This window comes from Actinomadura alba (assembly GCF_014323705.1).
Lineage (GTDB): Bacteria > Actinomycetota > Actinomycetes > Streptosporangiales > Streptosporangiaceae > Actinomadura_C > Actinomadura_C alba.
Genome location: NZ_JABVEC010000006.1, coordinates 1 through 18,462, shown reverse-complemented (window position 1 = coordinate 18,462; position 18,462 = coordinate 1). Strand labels below are relative to the sequence as shown.

Here is an 18,462-nt window from a genome sequence, read left to right as displayed (position 1 = left end):
GCGCGTGCGGCCACGCGACAGGATTCGCCATCCGCATGCGCGGTCGAGCCATGGCCGATCCACGGCATGAGCCGCAGGATCTGAACGATGACAACGACCACAGGAGAGGAAGGGCACCGATGACCGCACGAGCATTGAACCGGTACGCACCGGCCGGCCACCGGCTCGACGACCTGAGATCCCGCTTCGACCAGGACGGATTCGTCATCCTGGAAAGCGCCCTGACCCGTGAAGAGGTCGACGGCCTGCTCGCGGAGACGGTCCGGATCTGCCGCGGTGAACTCGGCGACATCCAGGGAAGCGTCCCGGCCGGCCCTCGCGACGGCGACGACGACGTGATGCGCCGGTTCCTGTGCATCCACTATCCGCACAAGCTCTCCGCGCTCATGCTCGACACGATGCGACATCCCGCGATCGTCGAGCCGCTCACCGAGATCATCGGCCCGAACCTGAAGTCGATGCAGTCGATGCTGTTCATCAAGTCCGAGGGCAGGCCTGGCCAGGCCTGGCACCAGGACGAGATGTTCATCCCGACCCGGGATCGCTCGTTGACGGCCGCCTGGATCGCTCTTGACGACGCCACCGTCGAGAACGGATGTCTCTGGGTGCTCCCCGGCTCCCACCGTCGCGGCGTGCTCTACCCGAACCGCGACCACGACGACCCTCGGTACGACTGCACGGTGGAGTCCTACGGTTTCCCGTACTCCGACGCCGATGCCGTACCCGTCGAGATGGCGGCCGGCTCGGTGCTGCTGTTCAACGGCTACCTGTTGCACAAGTCGTTGCCGAACACCGGACGACACGGCTACCGACGAGCCCTCGCCAACCACTACATGAGCGCTGAGTCGCTGCTGCCCTGGACACGCCCTGAGGAGGGCCGGAACATGGCACAGGCAGACTTCCGCGACATCGTTCTCGTCGCCGGCCGCGACCCGTACGAGTACAAGGGCGTCGAGGAGGTGCGCAGCCCGCGGATTCGCCCCGACCGGGAGGGTGGTTGCGATCGTTGAAGCCACGTTCGAAGCCACGGCCGCTCGGATGAGCGACGTTCCGATGGCCATGAGCGGCATCCCGGGCCGGCATGGGGACGGCCTCGCCGTGGAACTCGCCGCCCGGCTCGGACCCGCGGTCGCGGACTACCCGCCGGGCTCGACCTTCGGGCCACGGGAAGCGCGGTCGTACCAGTTCGTCTGGATCCTGAGCGGAAACGCCGCCTGGCTGTGGGAGGACAGGCGGGTGTCGCTGGCGCCGGGCACACTGCTGCTCGTTCGGCCCGGGATGCGCGACGCGTTCAACTGGGATCCCCATAGGCCGACCCGCCATGCCTATGTCCACTTCGGGCTGACCCGGCCCGTCGCCGAGGACTCCGGTTGGCCGCTCGTCCGCGACCTTGGAGGCCGGCACGACCCGATGGGCGCCCTGTGCCAGTACCTGCTCTGGCTTGGGACCACATGCCCACCAGGTTGGCAGGACCTCGCACGCGAGACGCTACGGCTGCTACTGCTGACCTTTGTGACCGGCCCCGCACCGGCTGACGGGCGCCCGGCGGCACTTCCCGAACCCATCGTCGCGATGATGCGTGCTGTGCGTGACCAGTGGTCCGACGGCAGAGCCCGGCCGATGTCACTGCGACAGCTGGCGTCGGCCGCAGAGGTCTCGACGAGCACACTGTGCCGGATCTTCCGCCGCCAGTTCGGTGTCGGACCCGTGGCGGCCCTCGAACTGCTGCGACTCGCCAGGGCGGAGCCACTGCTCTGGATGAGCAACCTGTCCCTGCAGTCCATCGCCGTCCAGTGCGGTTTTGCCGACGCCTATCACTTCTCCCGCCGGTTCCGGACGACGTACGGGATCGCGCCGAGCAGCTTCCGGCTGCTCGCGCCGGAGGCAGCGCCGCCGTCGCCGGTCGAGACCAGCAGCCTCGCGGCTCTGCAATCGCTCATTCCAGCGCCTTCCGGCACCTGACTCCAGGTGGCGATCGCAGCCTCACTGGCACAGTTCGCCCCCGACCACGACGCCACCCGGAACGACGACAGCGACTGATCGAACAGCAGCGAAATCGCAGCGCAGGTCAGACAGCAGAAGGGGACCCGGTACGGGTGGGCCGGCGAGGCGCGCCGAACGAGATGACGAGGTAGTCGTCCAGGGGCTGGTAGCCGATCCGCTGGTAGATGGCGTTGCTGCCCGGGTTGGCCAGGTCGGCGAAGACCACGACCTCCTCCGCCCCGGCATCGATGGCCGCCTGGCTGACCGCGGCCGTCACCGCGCCGCCGTAGCCGTGAAACCTGTGCTCGGGTGGGGTGTAGACGGGTGCGATCCGCACCATTCCGGCGACCATCCGGGTCCGGCCGGCGAGGGAGACCGGGACGCCGTCCCTCTCCCACAAGGTGACGCCGCCGTACTCGATCCGGTCGTCGACCGCCGCACCATGATCGCCGGGACGCTCACGCATCTCCCGCTCGGCGGCGCGATACCAGGCCAGCAGCAGGTCTCGATCGGCGGGCCGGGCCAGGCGGGCACGACCGGGCGTGGCCGACGGCCGTACATCCCCGAGCCGGTAAAGCCGCCGGCGCTCCCAGACCTCGAAGTCGACGCCCGTCACCGCGTGCCAACGGGTGGCGAAGTCCTCGGCGACCTCGCGACGGGCCGTCACTCCCGGCGGTCGCCGCCCGTCTGCGATCAGCGCCTCCACCAGTTCCCCGACGGCCTGGCCCGGCATCACGCTGAGCAGCAGCGGGAAGGGCGGGGTGTGCACGAACGCGGCGGCCGCGCAGCCCGCTGCGGGCATCCATGAACCGAGCACCGCGGGAGCGTCCCCGTAGGCCGTCAGCCCCCGGGCGCGTAGTGATTCCACGACCGTGACCAGCACGGTGTTCTCGACCGGCCGCGATTTCAAGAAGCCGCCGGCAGCCCTGTCATATTTCGCAACATCTCCGGTAATAACCCAGCTCATGACTCATAGTGCCCTCTATCCCGAATGTCCCGCAGAGAAGTCGGAGAATCCAAGCCCGGTACGCGCATCCGCTCCACCGACCGCCCAGGTGTCGGCTCGTCGATCACGCGTCTGTCCAAGACCTTGATGTGAAGACCTTGATGTGAGCTGAAACCGAACCTGGGTTTTCATCGAGATATCGACGGATATGTCACAGTCCAGGCCCCCGGTTCGGTCCGCCGCCACGAAGGGAGCGCAGATGGCGCCGAATTGCTCACCGGACTGGATCGAGGCCGCTTCCGACGGTGTCCAGCAGGCCTTGTTCGAGGTGGCGTACTCACGCCGCCGGTTCCTCGTGACCTCGGCGGCGGGCACCGCGGGGGCACTCGTCCTCGGGGACACACCGGCCGGCGCCGGCGTGATCGAAGCACAACCGCCCCCCGAGACACGTTTCATCGTCCAGCCGGCTCCGGCCCAGTACTTCATCAGCCGTGGCGGCGGCTCGATGGAAATGAAATGGGGCCCGGTCCGGGAGTACGGAGACACCATCCCCAACGACCGGTTCTATATCCACAACCGGGCGCGCCCGCCCCACATCGACCGCCGGACCTGGAAGCTCAAGCTCACCGGCGACGCGATCACCCGCCCCCGCTCGTTCACCTTTGCGGACCTGCTCGCGCTGCCGCAGGTGACGTTGCGCCGCACGCTGGACTGCGGCGCCAACTGCGCGGCCTTCTTCCCCAGACTCCCGCCCTCCGGAGCCGACGACCGATGGCTGCCGGTCGGCTGGACACAGTGGCACTTCGGCGCGGTCGGCGCCGCCGAATGGACGGGGGTACGGGCCAGGGACGTGCTCGCCGCCGCCGGGGCCGAGCGCCTCGTCGACGTGAAGTTCACCGGCCTGGACGACATCCCCCACCCCAGCGGGAACGTTCACTATTCGGAGGTCATCCCCGCTGACAAGGTCCTCAAGGACGACACGCTGCTCGTGCATCGCATGAACGGGTCGGACCTGCCCGTCGACCACGGCTATCCGCTGCGGCTGCTCACCTCCGGGTGGGGCGCCAACACCGCGGTCAAGTGGCTCGGCGAGATCGAGGCGTCGACGCGCCGCATTCCGGCATCGGGTCCGCAGGCGAACCAACTGCTCATCGGACCCGACCATCCCGAGCCGGTCCGTCCCACCGTCGGCCGCGTCCGCAGCGCCATGGAGATCGACGAGGACGCCCAAGGGATCGAGCCCGGCGATCTCACACTGCACGGGCGCGCCTGGTCCGGCGCCGGCGCCATCGATCGCGTCGACATCTCCGTGGAGAAACTCGTCGCGCCCGGCCGATGGGTCTCGGCGGTCCCATGGCGTGCGGCGAAGCTGATGAGCACGCCGGAGCCGCTCATGTGGGTGCGTTTCGAAATGCCATGGCAGGGGGTGAAGCCAGGGCAGTACCGGGTGATGTCGCGCGCCAGAGACGAGGCGGGGAACATCCAGCCGCCCCCCGAGGAGGTCAAGTGGAACCAACACGCACTGGGTTACAACGGACACGCTCCCCTCAACGTGGTCGTGCTACCGGGCAGTGACATGCCGTAGCGCACCGGGCGAGCGGCGATGTGACAAATTCGGTCCGCGCGGCGCTGTACAAGTTGAAGCACGGTCGCCTGCCGTGCTTCAACGCTGCGACCCTCGCGTGACGGCGGGTCCACCCGGTTCGAGGTGGCGGCCGAGAGCTGGGTGAGGCTCTGCAACGGTGCCTTTCCGGTGACCGCTCGCATGGTCTGTGCCACCGAGTTGCTTCACGTGCGCGGCGTCGGGCCTTGTCCTTCGCTCTGTTCGTTGGACAGGGCCCGGTCTTTCCTCAGACCGCGGCCTACCAGCAGCTGGGCAACCAGCGTGGCGCCGGCTGCGAGGTCGGCCTGCAGCCGCGAGAGCGGCCCGCGTTAGGGTGGATGTGGAGCCCAAGGAAATGGCCGTCATCGCCGGTGAATCCGGCATCCGCCTGCGCGGCCGTCCACTCGTGGTCGGTGCGCTGTTACTGGCCATGTTGCCCGCCGCAATGGATCAGACGGCGCTCGCTGCGGCCCTGCCGGTGATCGGCGGTGAACTCCGTGGCGGGATGGGCTACGACAGCTGGGTGATCTGTGCCTATCTGCTGGCCATGACCGCGTCGGTCATGCTGTGGAGCCGGCTGGGTGATCGGTTCGGCCGCAAGCCGCTGCTCATGGCCTCACTAACGATCTTTTTGATCGGCTCCGCGCTGAGCGGGCTGGCCTGGGACCTCGACTCCTTACACATCTTCCGGGCGGTACAGGGCGCCGGTGGCGGTGGTCTGGTGGTGCTCACGCAAGTGATCGTTGGCGATCTCGTGTCGCCGCGAGACCGGGGCCGCTATCAGGGCCTGTTCGGTGCGGCCTTCGGCGTCGCCACCATCGTCGGTTCGCTGTTCGGCGGGGTCTTCGTCCACTACCTGTCATGGCGCTGGATCATGTTGATCAACCTCCCGATCACCGTGATCGCGATGGTCATGGCGGCGATCGTGCTGCCGCCGACGGCCCAACCCGAAAAGCACCGGGTCGACTACCTGGGCCCCACACTGCTGGCCGGGTCGGTGGGCATGATGTTGTTCACCGTGGTCGGTGTGATCCAACACTCCTGGCCCCTGCTGCGCGCCCTCCACATCGGTTCGATCGCCGTCGCTCTGGGCGTCGCGTGGGGGCTCACGCAGCGCCGTGCCACGGAGCCGACACTGCCGCTGCGGCTGTTCCGCAATCCGGTGTTCTCCATCGGCAGCGCGATCGATTTGGTGGCCGGATTCGTGATGTTCGGCAGCCTGATCTACGTACCGGTGTTCCTGCAGGTGGTCAGGGGGCGCTCTCCGGCCGCCTCCGGCATCTACCTTTCGCCGCTGATCCTGGGCGTACTGATCATGGCGGTCGTGTCCGGGCAACTGATCAGCCGGACCGGAAGGTACAAGGCCCCGCTCATCACCGGGATGGCGCTCACCACGCTCGGGCTGCTGTTGTGCTCATCCCTGACGACCTCGACCCCCACGTTGGCGATCAGCCTCGCCCTCGGCGTCCTGGGGTGCGGCCTCGGCCTGGTCGTCCAGGTACCGATCATCGCGGTGCAGAACGCCGTCGCCTACCGCGATCTCGGCGTCGCCACCGCGGGCGTGACCCTGTCCCGCGCTGTGGGCGGGGTCTTGGGCATCACTGTCTTCAGTGCGATCCTCGGCGATCAGCTGGCCACACGGATGAGAGAGGCGGTACGCGCGGTCCAGCTGCTGCCGGGGGGCGACATCGTCGCCATCCGGCGAGATCCAAGGCTCCTGTCAGTACTTCCCCCGAGCACTCGGGCCATGGTCACCGCGGCCTTCGAACATTCGTTTCAGATGATGTTCCTATGGTCGATCCCGATCGCGCTGGCGGGACTGCTGCTGGCCCTGTTGCTGCGCGGGACCGCCGTACGGGCGACGGCCAACGTCTCCGACCTGGGCGCATCGTGCGGTGCGGCGCCCACCGTACGCTCGTCGCGGTGTGAGATCGACCGCCAGCTGTCGGAGCTCCTGCGGTCCGACGCCGACACGGCTGAGAAGCTCCAACAGACCTACGGCGACCTCGGCGAGCACGCCGGAACCGACACTGCCCCGGCGTGCCTATGGGCGTTATGCCGAATCGCCCGGGCGGGGACCATCCCGGCCGACACGCTGTCCGGACGGCCGGGCGACCGCACCGAGGAAGTCCGCCATTGCATCAACCGGCTCATCGCCGAGGGCCTCGTCACCGGCGACAACGGCAACCTCACCATCACCAAGGATGGGCAGGCGCTCAACGAACGGCTGCGGGAATGCATGCAACAGACCCTGACCAAGTTCCTCGGCGGCTGGTCGGCGGACGACTATCCCGAGCTGACCCGACACCTCGCCCGCCTGTCGCAACAGTTCCTCGGCGATGACGCCCAGCAGCACATCCTCAAACTCGGAGCGAACCCCTGATCCGGCCCGGCTCTCAGTCGACGCGAGCCCATAGATTGCAGACATGAGGCTGGACGTGGAAATCCCCGACGACGGTCTACGGCACCAGTACTGCTGGGGGTGCCGCGCCGAGACCGTCACCCCCGATCATGGTGCGGCCGGCTTCACCTGTACGACCTGCGGCCAGAAGCACAGCCGGGTCCTGGTCATCGACCCCGCGGTGAACTGGTGGGTCGACTCGGCGGGCGAGTACTGGCATGAGTCCGCCGGTGTGTTCGTACGTCGCGCGGACGGCCTCTTCCTCTTCTTCGAACGAGTCTTCTTCCCGCTGCAATGGACGGTGCCCGCCGGCCACGTCGACAGGGGCGAGGATCCGCGCTGTGCGGCACGGCGCGAACTCAGCGAAGAGGTAGGGCTGGAGGTCGACCTGGCCGACGTCATCGAACTGGGCGTCGATGACGTGCCGGGCGATTCATGCTGGCGCGGTTCGGATGCGCACCGCTGGCACTCCTTCCTGGTGGAGGTGCCCATGAACACCACCGTCCAGGTGCTGGAAGAGGGACGACGGCCGGTGTGGCTTCCGCCGGCCGACGCGCTCGGCCGGTCCCTGACGGTGCCGGTACGGACCCTCATCGAACGCTACGAGGGCGCGGGCCTGAGCTGACGCCGGGCTCCGCGCCCCGCAGCGCCGGATCCGCCCCTTGCCTCCGCTCACATCGGTTGCTGATATCCACGAGATATGAATCTCCAGCAGCTTCGGTACGCGGTCGCGCTGGCGGACGAGTTGCACTTCGGCCGGGCGGCACGGCGCGCCGGCGTGCAGCAGCCGCCGTTCAGCCAGCAGATCCGCAGGCTCGAGAACGAGCTCGGCGTCACCCTGTTCGAGCGGACCACCCGGCACGTCCGCCTCACGCCCGCCGGGGAGGCCTTCGTCATCGAGGCGCGCCGTGCCCTCACCCACCTGGAGGCGGCGGCTCAGGCGGCCGGCCGGGTGGGGCGCGGCGAGACGGGGCGGCTCATGATCGGTTTCGTCGGCTCAGCCGTCAACCAGGCACTGCCGCCCGTCCTGCGCCGGTACCGATCCCGCTATCCGGGCGTGGACCTGGAGCTGCGCGAGCTCACCACCGCTCAGCAGGTCGAAGAGCTCATCCAAGGGCGCCTGGACATCGGAGTCCTCCGCGCGCCGATCGCGGGACCGCGACAGACCGCCCTCACCACCATCACCGTGGCGCGTGAGCGGTTCGTGGTGGCACTGCCGATCCGGCATCCGCTGTCGGCCCGCGAACACGTGCCGCTGCCGGCGCTCGCCGCCGACGCGTTCGTCCTGCCGCCCCGGTCACTGGGGCCCGGCTTCCATGACCAGATCACCCGGATGGCGCGCGCCGCCGGCTTCGAGCTCAGGGTCGTTCAGGAGGCGGTGCAGATGCAGACCATCGTCGGACTCGTCGCCGCGGGAATAGGCGTGTCGATCGTGCCCGAGTCGGTGGGCCGGCTGCACCGCGACGACGTGGTCTTCCGGCCGCTCACCCCGTTGACCCGCGCCGTCACGCTCGACCTGGCATGGCGGCGCGACGACGCCTCTCCCCTCGTCCGGAACTTCCGCGAGATGTTCGCTCCCGCCGGTTCCCAAGCCGGCTGACCCGGTCGCCGAGCGACCCGACCCCTTCCCGAACGACCCTCTTCCCGAACGACCGGGCTCAGTTCCCGAGCCAGTTGACGAACTCGGCGAGCAACCGTCCCCTGCCCTTCTCCGCGCGGTCCAGGTGCACGTAGTGGGTCGCCTGATCCAGTTGGACGGTGCGTACCCGCTCGGCCCGTCTCAGCTCGGCGGCGAGTGTGCGCACGTCGTCGGCCCGTGACCAGAAGTCGTTCTCGCTGCGCACGACGAGCGTCTTGGCGGTGATCGTTCCGGCGTGCCACAGCCTGCGGCCCGTGGCCAGCGCGAAGCTGTCGGCCAGCGCTCCCGTCGGTGCGCGGAAGCTCGCGGGATCCCGCTGCGAGGACGTCGGATCGCTGGCCAGCGCCATGTCGACGAAGGCCCTGGCGACCCGGGGATCACGCCACTCGCTCTTGTCCTCGACCGGGATGCCGGCGTCCCACTGCGGCAACAGCGACTCTCCGGTGGAGAACCGGTAGGCGCCGACCCGGTCCGCGTCGAACTCGCCGGGATTGTCGGGATCCTCGTACTGCCCGCCCCGGCCGAGCGCCGGATGCCCGTCGACGGCCCCGTACAGGCTGTTGTAGACCACCAGGTGGCTGATCTTGTCCGGCTGCCGGCTCGCGTACCACCCGGCCCAGTGCCCGCCCGTCGCCCATCCGGCGAGGGCCACCTGCCCGCGGCCGGTACGCTGCCGAACCCGGTCCACGACCGCGCCGATGTCACGGATGATCTGGTCGCCGGTCGCCAACGGCGGATTGTCCGCCGGTGGTTCGTCCATCTCCGCCGGCCGGGTGGAGCCGCCGTAGCCTCGGGCGTCCATGACGAAGACGGCGTGTCCGGCGCGGGCGAGATCGCCGGCGAGCGAGCCGCCCTCGACCGGCAGGTCGAACGACCCGATGCCCGGTACCCGGGCGCCGTGGACCAGGATGACCGGTGGCCTGCCGCACGACGCCCCGCGAACCTCCCGTACCGCGACGCGGACGCCGCCCTCGCCCGGGCGTCCGCGCTCGCTGACCACCGTCCAGTCGGCCCGGCGCAGCCCGCCGGTGTACCCGCCCATCGCGGTGCACCCCTGCCGGTCTTCCGCGATCGCCGGCACCGAAGCCGCCGGCAGCATCACCGACACGGCCGCCGCCCCGGCTCCGATCACACCACGCAGTCTCATGCCGAACCCGTCCCTCCTCATGGCGCCACCACGGCGGTCCCATGCTCCGCCGGGCGAGCGGAGCGTTGACGATTCATAGCCGGATCGGTCACCGGTGATATCGCCCGGATATCGGTGACGCCCTGGGCAGGACGTCGGCGCTGTGATCCAATCGATGCGACTCCGATTGATCCAGCCAGGTGGAGGTCGTGTGTCCCCGTACAGCATGAGCCGGCGAAACGTCCTTCGAGCGATCACCGCGACGGCGGCCACCGCCGTGCCGCTGCTCGGCGCCGGAACGGCGCGGGCCGCCGTCCCGGCGTCCGCACAGTTCGTTCTCGACGGTCCCGGCGGCAATCCGGTCTGGAAGAGGTCGCTGCACGCCAACTGGGTGATGCAGTCGTTCGCCTACGACAACACCAACGGGCACATCTACTTCGCGCAGACCAGCCCCGGGTCCACGAACGGCGATCTCTGGATCACCAAGACCGATCTCGCCGGTACGGAGCTGGGCGCCATGGCCCTGCACGGGTTCGGGCACGGGGTGTCGATCGCGGTCGAGCCGTACAACGGCGCCGTCCACCTGTGGACGGAATGGAAGAGCGGCTCGTCCGGCTTCGGCACCAGGATCGGGCGGTTCGTCTTCGCGGCTGGCTCGACCCTCGAGGCCGGCGACGCCTCGATCCAGGACCGGACGCCTTCTCTCGACACCACCCTGATCAATCCGCAACCCGCGATCGACCCGGTCTCCGGCCGCCTTCTGGTGCGGTACAAAGTCGCCGCCGACATGCCGCGCATCGTCGTCTTCAACCTGAGCGATGCCCGCGCGGGCCGCCTCACCAGCGGGTACCGGCTCGCCGAGCGGGCCCTGCCGTCCCGCGGATCGTGGGGTACGGCCAACCCCTTCCAGGGCTTCACCGCGTACGGCCAGTACGCCTATCTGCTCGAGGGCCCGGTGGGCACCACCTCGTACCTCACCACCATCGACCTGAACGACGTGGGGCAGAGCACCGTGGTGGACAGGTTCGCGACCACCGCGGGCGCATCGCTCCCGGGCCGCGAGCCGGAGGGCATGGCGATCTGGGCCACCTCCTCGGGCCCGCGGCTGGCCTTCGGCTTCCACTCGAACACCGGGGGGACACGCCAGGCCAGCGTCTTCTACAAGAGCACCCTGCGGTGACCGCCGGTCTCGGGTGACGGTGGCCGGCCTCTGGCGAGGCCGGCCGTTGACTAGAAGCCGGCCGTGATGCGGGTGAAGTCCCAGTTGTTCTGGGAGGTGCCGCTGCAGGTCTCAGAGACTCCCCCGCCCGGGCAGGGACGGTCCCGGTTGACCGACCAGAACGCCAGGCGCGTGAGCCCCCGGGACCTCGCCCAGTCGCGGATCTGGGTCCAGGTCGCGGTCGTGGTGAGCTCCTGCTGGTCGGACAGCCCGTTCATGCCGGAGATCCCCATGCGCGCGTAGGCCTGAGCGTCGGTCCAGCCCCAGGCGTTCTTGAGCGCGTTCTTCAGGCCCTCGGAGGCGTTGACGGTGTTCTGGTACATGTTCGCGCCACCGCCGAAGTTGAACGGCATGATCGTGTAGTTGTCAATGGGCACGTTCAGCGCCCGCGCCTGGTTGATCAGCCGGATGCCGTCACCGGTGGGGCCGCCGGTGCCGGTGCCGAAGGTGACGGCGATCTTGACGTTCGCGTTGTTCTGCTTGACGATCTTCAAGCCGTTGAGGATGCGGTCCTGGACCGTGTAGTTGCCGAACTCGTCCGAGTTCTCGATGTCGAAGTCGACCACGGCCGGCCCCACGGCGTTGATGACCTGCTGCACGGCTCCGGCGTACGCGGAGGGCGACGAGCAGTTCGGGCCGAGCTTGTTGCCCGACCAGCCGCCGAAGGAGACCTGGACGCTGCCGCCCGCGGCCTTGATGGCCGAGATCGTCTGGGCGTCGACGCCGCCGCTGAGCGGCCGCTGGCCGTCCCACATCGGGTTGCAGCCGCCGCCGGACAGGATGAAGGCCATGGTGAACGACCTGACCCCGGTGGCGCTCATCACCGACGTGGCGCTGGGCGGGCTGCCCCAGCCCATGTAGAGGTACGGCGCGCCCGCCATCTTGCCGGGAGCGGGTGGGGTGGTGCCGCCGCTCGGCAGGGTCCATTTCTGGTTGGCGCCGCCGGTACAGTCCCAGATCTGCAGGGCGGTGCCGTCGGCCGAGCTCGGGCCGGTGGCGTCGAGGCACTTGCCGAGCGCGCGAAGGCTGCCGTCGGAGGCGGCCGTCCACGACTGTGCGGTCGTGCCGTTGCAGTCGTAGATCTGCACCTTGGTGCCGTTGGCGCTGCTCGCCGCGGCGACGTCGAGGCACTTGCCGAGGCCCCGGATCGTGCCGTCGGCGCCAACGTCCCATTGCTGTGCGGAGGTGCCGTTACAGGAGTAGAGCTGGACCTTGGTGCCGTTGGCACTGCTCGCCGCGGCGATGTCGACGCACTTGCCGCCGTAGCCGGTGATCTGGCCGGTGGCGGCCCACGCGGGGGCGAGCCCGGTGGCGATGAGGGGAAGCGAGGTGACGAGGGCGCCCAGAAGCAGACGGAGGCGCAGACGGGGGCGGGGGTGGGTGAAGCGTTCCTGATTCATGGCGGGGGGGTTCCTCACGAGAGAGGTCAGGGCTTCAGTGAGGGAGCGGGTGACGCGGCTCAGACCTCCTTTCGGCCGTCGATCCGAGATCGCAAGCCAGTCAACTAACAGGAAGGTTTCTTAAATATTCCGATCGAATTCAACTCTGAGTGTTCGTCCCAGTCAAGAGCGAATACCGCACCCGCGGCTCATGACACAGGGGTCTCGGAGCGCGGTAGCCGTAGCACGAAGCGGGCTCCCCGTTCACTCTCCTCGATGGTCAGGGTGCCGCCGTGCGCCTCGGCGATCTGCCGGGCGATGGCCAGCCCGAGCCCGGTCCCTCCGCAATCCCGATTGCGAGAGGCCTCGAGCCGGGCGAAGCGCTGAAATACCACGTCCCGCATGTCGGCGGGGACGCCGTCGCCGTCGTCGAGGACCTCCAGCACCGCAGTGCCCCGCTCCGCCAGAACCGTTGCGGTGATCCGCGATTTCGCATGGCGTTCGGCATTGTCGAGCAGATTGGCGAGCAGCCGGCCCAGGCGGAGCCGGTCGCACTCGACGACCACGCCGCCGCTCAGGGCTCTGACGATCTCCACTTTGCGGGGGTACCGATCCAGCTCCGCGGCGACCAGTTCGGCGAGGTCGGCGGAGACGGGCCTCGGCGGTTCGCCGGCGTCCAGCCGAGCCAGGGTCAGCAGATCGGTCACGACCGCCTGCAGGCGGTCGACCCCTTCGAGCACGGCCCGGGTCGTCTGGGGCCAGTCCCTGTCCTCGGGGTACATCAGGGCCTCTTCCAGTTGAGCGCGCATCGCGGTGATCGGGCTACGCAGATCATGCGACGCGTCCGAGGTGAAGCGCCGAAGTTGCTCATAGGCGGACTCGAGCCGGTCCAGGGTGTCGTTCACCGTCTCGGCCAATGACCTGATCTCATCCCTGTTCTTCGGCACCGGGACGCGCCGGCCGAGACCGGTGGCGGTTATCTCCGCGAACTCCGACCGGATCGCGTCCACCGGAGCCAACGTCCTGCCGACCACCCGGTACGCTCCGACCGCCGTCATCGCCGTGATCAGTACGGAGCCCCCCGCCAGCAGGAGCAGGAGCGTGGGGCTGCCATAGCCGGGCACGGGTCGGGCCACCGTCAACGTCATGCGCCCTCGAAGCGACGCTCGGCTCCTCCGCAGTACAAACACCCCCAAACCATTACATATGAGTGTTTGTTTGGATGAATACCCCAAAAAGGGCTGCAAAGTTAGCCCAATAGCCGGTAAAGGCGGGTGTCCAAGCGGCGTGGGATGGTCACGTTGCGTGGGCCGTCAGGCGCCGGCCCCCGGGGCGCCGTCGCGCTCGTCCTCGTGCCCGCCGACGTTGGAGATCAGTGCGCCCGCCGACCGCCGGGCCTCGCGGGTACGCGCGAGATCGCCGAGGGCGACGTCCGCACCGTGCCGGTCGTCGAGGTCACGGAAGATCCCGGCGGCGTCGAGGTGCGCGGTCACGGCCTCCTCGTACCGCCCCAGCTCGCGCAACGCCAGGGCGAGTGCGTTCAGCGACTGGGCCTCGCCATGCCGGTCGTCGAGCTCGCGGAAGATCTGGGCCCCGTCCCGATGCGCGGTCACCGCCGCTTCGAGGCGGCCCAGCTCGCGCGACACCAAGCCGAGTGCGTTCAGCGACTGGGCCTCGCCATGCCGGTCCTCGGACGACCGGCAGATCTCCAGATCCTGGCCGAGTACGGCGACGGCCTCATCGAACCGCCCCACCTCTCGCAGGGCCATCCCGAGGTTGTTGAGCGCCGAGGACTCGCCGTGGGCATCGCCGAGGTCCTGGAAGATCCGGACGGCGTCGCGGCACACGGTGACGGCCTCCTCGGGCCGCCGGGCCTCCCGCAGGGCCAGACCGAGGTTGTTGAGCACCAGGCCTTCCGCGTAGTGGTCATGGAGGTCCCGGCAGATCTCCAGATCCTGCCGGAGCACGGCGACGGCCTCGTCGAACCGCCGCAGTTCGCGCAGGACCAGGCTGAGGTTGTTGAGCGCCGACGCCTCGCCGTACCGGTCGCCGATCTCCTGGAAGAGGCGCGCGGCGTCCTGGTGTGCGGCGATGGCCTCGTGGAACCTCCGCGTCTGGCGGAGGGCCAGCCCGAGCCCGTTCAGCGCCCGCCCCTCACCCCGTGAGTCGCCGAGGTGGCGGGCCGCCGCGCGGGCGAGACCGGCGAGCGTGATCCAGTCGTTGAAGCGCCGCCGCCGGTCCAGGAAATGGGGAAGCGCCAGCACGAGGTTCAACGCGACCTCCGGGTGGCCGCTGCCGGCGGTCAGGACGGTGGCTCTGAGGTTGGGGTACTCGGCGTCCAGCCATTCCAGCGCCTTCCGCTGGTCAGGGAACCCGTCGACGACTTGGTTCTGAGGGGCCAGCCTGGCGACGGCGGCTCCGGTCCTCGTCAGGTAGTGGTCGTACAACCGGCTCTGGGCCGCCTCACGCCCGTCCGCGGCGGCCCGCAGACGGCCGTGGTCGTCGGCGAACCGGCGGACCAGGTCGTGCGTCCGCCACCGCCCGTAGCCGGTGCCGCGTTCGACGAGGTGCGCGCGGGCCAGCCCTTCGAGCGTTCGCCGCGCGGCGGCGTCGTCCACGCCGGCGAGGATCGCGGCGGCCCGGGTGGAGACCTCGGGCCCGGGGTTCAGCGGAAGCAACCGGAACACGCGGGCCTGCTCGCCGTCGAGGCGCCGGTAGGAGAGCTCGAACGCCGTCCGTACCGCCGTCTCCGCGTACCGAAGCTCCTCCAGCGGGTGCGGGCCGCGCAGGTCGGCGGCGATGGCCGACAGCGGCCGGGCCGGATCCTCCGCCAGGAGCGCTGCGACGATCCGCAGCGCGAGTGGCAGGTGACCGCACATCCGGGCGATCTCCGCCGCGTCGTGCGGCCGGTCCGCCACCCGGGTGTCGCGCGGACGGGCCACCCGCAGGGTCCGGTCAAGCATGTCCACCGCCGCCGCGGGGCCGAGTACGTCGAGATCGAGCAGCCGCGCGCCGAGCAGCCCCAGCGTGTGACGAGAGGTGACGATCGCCGCGCAGCCGCCGGCGGCGGGCAACAGCGGCCGGGCCTGGTCCTCGGTACCCGCGTTGTCGACCACCACGAGGACCCGGCGCCCCCGCGCGGCGAACTCCGCGAGCACCGAAGCGTACAGCCGGGCGCGATCGGCGCCGTCCGGCGGCACGTGCTCGCCGGGTACTCCCAGGGCCCGCAGCAGGCCGTCGAGCACCGGGGCGGGGTCGCGGCGCCGGTCGTCGTCGTAACCGAACATGTCGACGAACAGCACTCCACCCGGGAACCAGCCGCGCGACAGCGCGGCCCTCGCGGCCTGTACGGCCAGCTCGGTCTTGCCGATGCCGGCCAGCCCGCCCACCGCGGCGGCCGTGACCACCACGGCCGCCGAGCCGCCGTCCTCGCGGTGAGGGGCGAGGGTCTCCAGCACCTCGGCCAGTTCGGCGTCACGACCGGTGAAGGCCGCCGACCACGGCGGCAGTCCCAACAGCGCCGCTGGCACCCGTGCGGGCAGCCGCAGGGTGATGTCCCGGCCCATGATCGCGGGGCCGATCACCACCCCGCCGGTGATCTCGTTGCGGACGCGGTCGTTCACGCCGCCACCCTCACCCTCGCCGCGCGACCGGACAATGTCATGCGGCACAGAAGTCCGGTGATCGGACGGTGCCGGAAGCGGCGGCGGTCCACGCTCACAGTGAAGCGTCCGATGCGCTGGACCACCGGTCCTTCGTGCGTTCGGCACGTTCACGTCGCCGCGTTTCTCCAGCCCGTGAAGGGCCGCGCTCCGAACCCGCGCGTCGGGATCGCCCAGCGCGAACCAGCCGGTGCCGAAACCGTCGATGGTGTCGTCGAGCCAACGTTCATACCAGGCCAGAAAGCCGGCGTCCTGGCTGAAGAACGGCGCGACGCCACCCCTCACGTCGCCGGGTCAGCGTCGGCGGTCAGGCGTCGGCATCCCCGGCGGAGATCTCACGTTCGTACGCGCGCAGGGTGTCGACGAACAGCTGCCGCTGGGCGGGCGTCAGGGGTTCGAGCGTCTTCCGCCACGCTCGGGCCCCTTTCGCGAGCCAGGCGTCGACCGCGCTCCGGTTGGCGTCCGCGATGCTCACGATCGTGCGCCGCCGGTCGGCGTCGTCCTCGCGCCGATCCACGACCCCCTTGCGGCTCAGGTCACCGACCATCAGGCTCACCGTCGCCGGGGCGACCTCGAGCCGAGCGGCGATCTCGTTGACGCCGAGGGGGCCGTCGAAGAGCAGGTAGGCCAGCAGCGACAGATGCCGCGGCGCCAGGTCCAGCGACTGCAGGGCCTGTGGGATGGGCATGCGCTTGGCCCGCCCGACCATGCGCGGCATGAGCAGCAACAGCGTCCGGACCCCGTCATCGACGCTCAGCCCGGCCTCGGTTGACATAGATAGCTCCTTAAATTAGCTTTGCAATGAAACCAAAATACCTCTCAGCGCATGGAGGCCATCCTCGCATGTCAGACTTCAACGAGAAGATCATCGAGGAGTTCAGGACGAACGAGGGGAAGGTCGGCGGCCCTTTCGAGGGCTCCCCTCTCGCTCTGCTGACCACCATCGGCGCCAAGTCGGGACGGCCTCGTACGAGTCCGGTGGGCTATGTGCCCGACGGCGACCGGGTGCTGGTCATCGCCTCCAACGCCGGCGCGGCGCATCATCCGGCCTGGTACCACAACCTGCTGGCCAACCCCCGGATCACCGTCGAGATCGGCACCGAGACCTACGAGGCCACCGCGATCCCCGCCGAGGGCGAGGAGCGCGACCGGCTCTTCGCCCTCGCGGTGGAAGCCGCCCCGGGGTACGGCGACTACCAGACGATGACCTCCCGGCTCCTCCCCGTGGTGGTGCTGCACCGCACCGACCGGGCGTCCGCCGAGGCGCGGGGCCGGGCCGTCGGCGAGGAGCTGCGGCGGATTCACGGCTGGTTCCGCCAGGAGCTCGCCACACTGCGCGATGAGGTCAGCGCCTACCTCGACGGGAACCCGATCATCCCGAGCGCCGCCTTCCGTCCGGCGCCGGAGCCGGCGCAGCGGCTGCGCGAGCACTGCCTGACGTTCTGCGACGCCCTCGCCCGGCATCACACCGGAGAGGACACCGTGGCCTTCCCGCACCTGCGGGAGCGATTTCCCGAGCTCGGCGAGGCGCTGGAGCGGCTGCGGCGCGAACACACGGTGGTCGAGCGGCTCCGCGGCGATCTGCGGGAGGCGGTCGCCACGCTAGGCTCCGGCGACACCGCAGGGCATCGACCCGACCGGCTCCGTGCCGACATCGAACGACTGGCATCCGAGCTCGAGGCGCACTTCGACTACGAGGAGGAACAGCTCATCCCAGCGCTGAACGCACTGACCGACGTTCCGTGGCCGCGTCCCGAGTGAAGCGCATATATGGCCAGTGGCTTATATAAGTCATCTGATAGGTTCGGAGTCGTGCACGCGTTCGATGTCCTGGGAGAGCCGGTCCGCCGCCGGATTCTCGAGTTGCTCGCGGACGGCGAGATGGCCTCCGGTGCGGTCTGCGCGGTCATCCAGGAGGAGTTCGGAATCACCCAGCCCGCCGTGTCACAGCATCTCAAGGTGCTGCGCGACAACGGCTTCGCGACTGTACGGCCCGAGGGCGCCCGGCGTCTCTACGCGGTGAACTCCGAACCGCTACGCGACATCGACGCCTGGCTCGACCGTTTCCGGCGTTTCTGGACTCCGCACCTGGACGCGCTGGCGACCGAACTGGCGAGGGGCAAGCGCGAGCGCCGTCTCCGCGGCGGCGACGGTCGTGCCGGCGACGGCAGTGACGATCGCAGTGGCGACGGCAGCGATGGCGATGGCTCGAACTCGAGGAGATGACGTCGCCGAGCAGATCGATGCCGTACGCATCCTCGCCGCCCAGGTGAATACCGATCGTGACACCGTGATGAACACCGTCGCGCCGGAGATGATGAAGTTGTCGACAGGGCGTCTTGTCGATCCGCAGGAGGTCGCGGATGTGATCGCCCTGCTGGTCTCGCCGCGCTCGGCGAGTACCACGGGCGCCGACTTCGCGGTCGATTCGGGGTTCTTGAAGCAGGTCTGATCGCCCGTCGCCTACCGGCCGGCCGGCGGGAGCCGTGGGGTCAGCCGTGCCC

16 protein-coding genes are annotated in these 18,462 nt (G+C 69.5%); 10 read left to right on the top strand and 6 right to left on the bottom strand.

Features of this window, described 5'->3' with window-relative positions; genetic code table 11:
• Nucleotides 1-119: 119 nt before the first annotated feature.
• Together HKK74_RS10065 and HKK74_RS10060 are read left to right on the top strand one after the other, a co-directional pair.
• Nucleotides 120-1,010: a phytanoyl-CoA dioxygenase family protein gene (locus HKK74_RS10065; RefSeq protein WP_187242867.1), complete on the top strand. Its 891-nt coding sequence runs from the start codon at nucleotides 120-122 to the stop codon at nucleotides 1,008-1,010.
• A gap of 28 nt (nucleotides 1,011-1,038) precedes the next feature.
• A complete protein-coding gene (locus tag HKK74_RS10060; protein WP_187242866.1) occupies nucleotides 1,039-1,962 on the top strand; it encodes a helix-turn-helix transcriptional regulator in 924 nt (307 codons plus the stop codon).
• 106 nt (nucleotides 1,963-2,068) lie between these two features.
• On the opposite strand, the gene HKK74_RS10055 is transcribed toward HKK74_RS10060, so the two are convergent.
• Nucleotides 2,069-2,893, bottom strand: a complete 825-nt coding sequence (locus HKK74_RS10055) for a GNAT family N-acetyltransferase (protein ID WP_222722114.1) — start codon at nucleotides 2,891-2,893, stop codon at nucleotides 2,069-2,071.
• Nucleotides 2,894-3,188: 295 nt separating this feature from the next.
• Here HKK74_RS10055 and HKK74_RS10050 point away from each other — a divergent pair, with 295 nt between their 5' ends.
• From HKK74_RS10050 to HKK74_RS10035, 4 genes are all read left to right on the top strand, one after another.
• Nucleotides 3,189-4,514 (top strand): molybdopterin-dependent oxidoreductase, encoded by a 1,326-nt coding sequence (locus tag HKK74_RS10050; protein ID WP_187242864.1) that lies wholly within the window; start codon nucleotides 3,189-3,191, stop codon nucleotides 4,512-4,514.
• Between the two features lie 373 nt (nucleotides 4,515-4,887).
• Nucleotides 4,888-6,915 carry an MFS transporter gene (locus HKK74_RS10045; RefSeq protein ID WP_222722113.1) on the top strand — a complete coding sequence of 676 codons (2,028 nt, stop codon included), beginning with the start codon at nucleotides 4,888-4,890 and terminating at the stop codon, nucleotides 6,913-6,915.
• 43 nt (nucleotides 6,916-6,958) lie between these two features.
• Nucleotides 6,959-7,558, top strand: coding sequence for an NUDIX hydrolase (locus tag HKK74_RS10040; RefSeq protein WP_187242862.1), 600 nt, complete (start codon nucleotides 6,959-6,961; stop codon nucleotides 7,556-7,558).
• Between the two features lie 75 nt (nucleotides 7,559-7,633).
• Nucleotides 7,634-8,533 carry a LysR family transcriptional regulator gene (locus HKK74_RS10035; protein WP_187242861.1) on the top strand — a complete coding sequence of 300 codons (900 nt, stop codon included), beginning with the start codon at nucleotides 7,634-7,636 and terminating at the stop codon, nucleotides 8,531-8,533.
• A gap of 58 nt (nucleotides 8,534-8,591) precedes the next feature.
• Here HKK74_RS10035 and HKK74_RS10030 read toward each other — a convergent pair whose 3' ends face one another.
• On the bottom strand, nucleotides 8,592-9,719 hold the full coding sequence (locus tag HKK74_RS10030) for an alpha/beta fold hydrolase (protein ID WP_222722112.1): 1,128 nt from the start codon (nucleotides 9,717-9,719) through the stop codon (nucleotides 8,592-8,594).
• Nucleotides 9,720-9,909: 190 nt separating this feature from the next.
• Between HKK74_RS10030 and HKK74_RS10025 the strand changes: the two genes are divergently transcribed.
• The gene (locus tag HKK74_RS10025; protein WP_222722111.1) at nucleotides 9,910-10,878 is read left to right on the top strand and encodes a phage baseplate protein; all 969 of its coding nucleotides are present in this window, start codon (nucleotides 9,910-9,912) and stop codon (nucleotides 10,876-10,878) included.
• Between the two features lie 50 nt (nucleotides 10,879-10,928).
• Here HKK74_RS10025 and HKK74_RS10020 read toward each other — a convergent pair whose 3' ends face one another.
• The 4 genes from HKK74_RS10020 to HKK74_RS10005 all read right to left on the bottom strand — a co-directional run bounded on the left by HKK74_RS10020 (nucleotide 10,929) and on the right by HKK74_RS10005 (nucleotide 16,733).
• Nucleotides 10,929-12,317 (bottom strand): chitinase, encoded by a 1,389-nt coding sequence (locus HKK74_RS10020; protein WP_187242860.1) that lies wholly within the window; start codon nucleotides 12,315-12,317, stop codon nucleotides 10,929-10,931.
• A gap of 188 nt (nucleotides 12,318-12,505) precedes the next feature.
• Nucleotides 12,506-13,444, bottom strand: a complete 939-nt coding sequence (locus HKK74_RS10015) for a sensor histidine kinase (protein WP_187242859.1) — start codon at nucleotides 13,442-13,444, stop codon at nucleotides 12,506-12,508.
• Between the two features lie 165 nt (nucleotides 13,445-13,609).
• A complete protein-coding gene (locus HKK74_RS10010) occupies nucleotides 13,610-15,919 on the bottom strand; it encodes a tetratricopeptide repeat protein (protein WP_187242858.1) in 2,310 nt (769 codons plus the stop codon).
• Between the two features lie 346 nt (nucleotides 15,920-16,265).
• On the bottom strand, nucleotides 16,266-16,733 hold the full coding sequence (locus HKK74_RS10005) for a MarR family winged helix-turn-helix transcriptional regulator (protein ID WP_187242857.1): 468 nt from the start codon (nucleotides 16,731-16,733) through the stop codon (nucleotides 16,266-16,268).
• Between the two features lie 68 nt (nucleotides 16,734-16,801).
• Between HKK74_RS10005 and HKK74_RS10000 the strand changes: the two genes are divergently transcribed.
• The 3 genes from HKK74_RS10000 to HKK74_RS09990 are packed head-to-tail and all read left to right on the top strand — an operon-like array spanning nucleotide 16,802 to nucleotide 18,410.
• A complete protein-coding gene (locus HKK74_RS10000; RefSeq protein WP_187242856.1) occupies nucleotides 16,802-17,719 on the top strand; it encodes a nitroreductase/quinone reductase family protein in 918 nt (305 codons plus the stop codon).
• Between the two features lie 51 nt (nucleotides 17,720-17,770).
• Complete coding sequence (locus HKK74_RS09995; RefSeq protein WP_187242855.1) at nucleotides 17,771-18,184, top strand: ArsR/SmtB family transcription factor; 414 nt, start codon at nucleotides 17,771-17,773, stop codon at nucleotides 18,182-18,184.
• Nucleotides 18,141-18,410 carry an SDR family oxidoreductase gene (locus HKK74_RS09990; RefSeq protein ID WP_312881392.1) on the top strand — a complete coding sequence of 90 codons (270 nt, stop codon included), beginning with the start codon at nucleotides 18,141-18,143 and terminating at the stop codon, nucleotides 18,408-18,410. The genes HKK74_RS09995 and HKK74_RS09990 overlap by 44 nt, the downstream gene beginning before the upstream one ends.
• Nucleotides 18,411-18,462 lie beyond the last annotated feature (52 nt).

What these genes read in the sequence shown, in the direction of transcription:
- HKK74_RS10005 (WP_187242857.1), bottom strand. Translation starts at nt 16,733, where the DNA reads ATGTCAACCGAGGCCGGGCTGAGCGTCGATGACGGGGTCCGGACGCTG.
- HKK74_RS10035 (WP_187242861.1), top strand. Translation starts at nt 7,634, where the DNA reads ATGAATCTCCAGCAGCTTCGGTACGCGGTCGCGCTGGCGGACGAGTTG.
- HKK74_RS10015 (WP_187242859.1), bottom strand. Translation starts at nt 13,444, where the DNA reads ATGACGTTGACGGTGGCCCGACCCGTGCCCGGCTATGGCAGCCCCACG.
- HKK74_RS10020 (WP_187242860.1), bottom strand. Translation starts at nt 12,317, where the DNA reads ATGAATCAGGAACGCTTCACCCACCCCCGCCCCCGTCTGCGCCTCCGT.
- HKK74_RS10040 (WP_187242862.1), top strand. Translation starts at nt 6,959, where the DNA reads ATGAGGCTGGACGTGGAAATCCCCGACGACGGTCTACGGCACCAGTAC.
- HKK74_RS10060 (WP_187242866.1), top strand. Translation starts at nt 1,039, where the DNA reads ATGAGCGACGTTCCGATGGCCATGAGCGGCATCCCGGGCCGGCATGGG.
- HKK74_RS10030 (WP_222722112.1), bottom strand. Translation starts at nt 9,719, where the DNA reads ATGAGACTGCGTGGTGTGATCGGAGCCGGGGCGGCGGCCGTGTCGGTG.
- HKK74_RS10065 (WP_187242867.1), top strand. Translation starts at nt 120, where the DNA reads ATGACCGCACGAGCATTGAACCGGTACGCACCGGCCGGCCACCGGCTC.
- HKK74_RS10045 (WP_222722113.1), top strand. Translation starts at nt 4,888, where the DNA reads ATGGCCGTCATCGCCGGTGAATCCGGCATCCGCCTGCGCGGCCGTCCA.
- HKK74_RS10050 (WP_187242864.1), top strand. Translation starts at nt 3,189, where the DNA reads ATGGCGCCGAATTGCTCACCGGACTGGATCGAGGCCGCTTCCGACGGT.
- HKK74_RS10000 (WP_187242856.1), top strand. Translation starts at nt 16,802, where the DNA reads ATGTCAGACTTCAACGAGAAGATCATCGAGGAGTTCAGGACGAACGAG.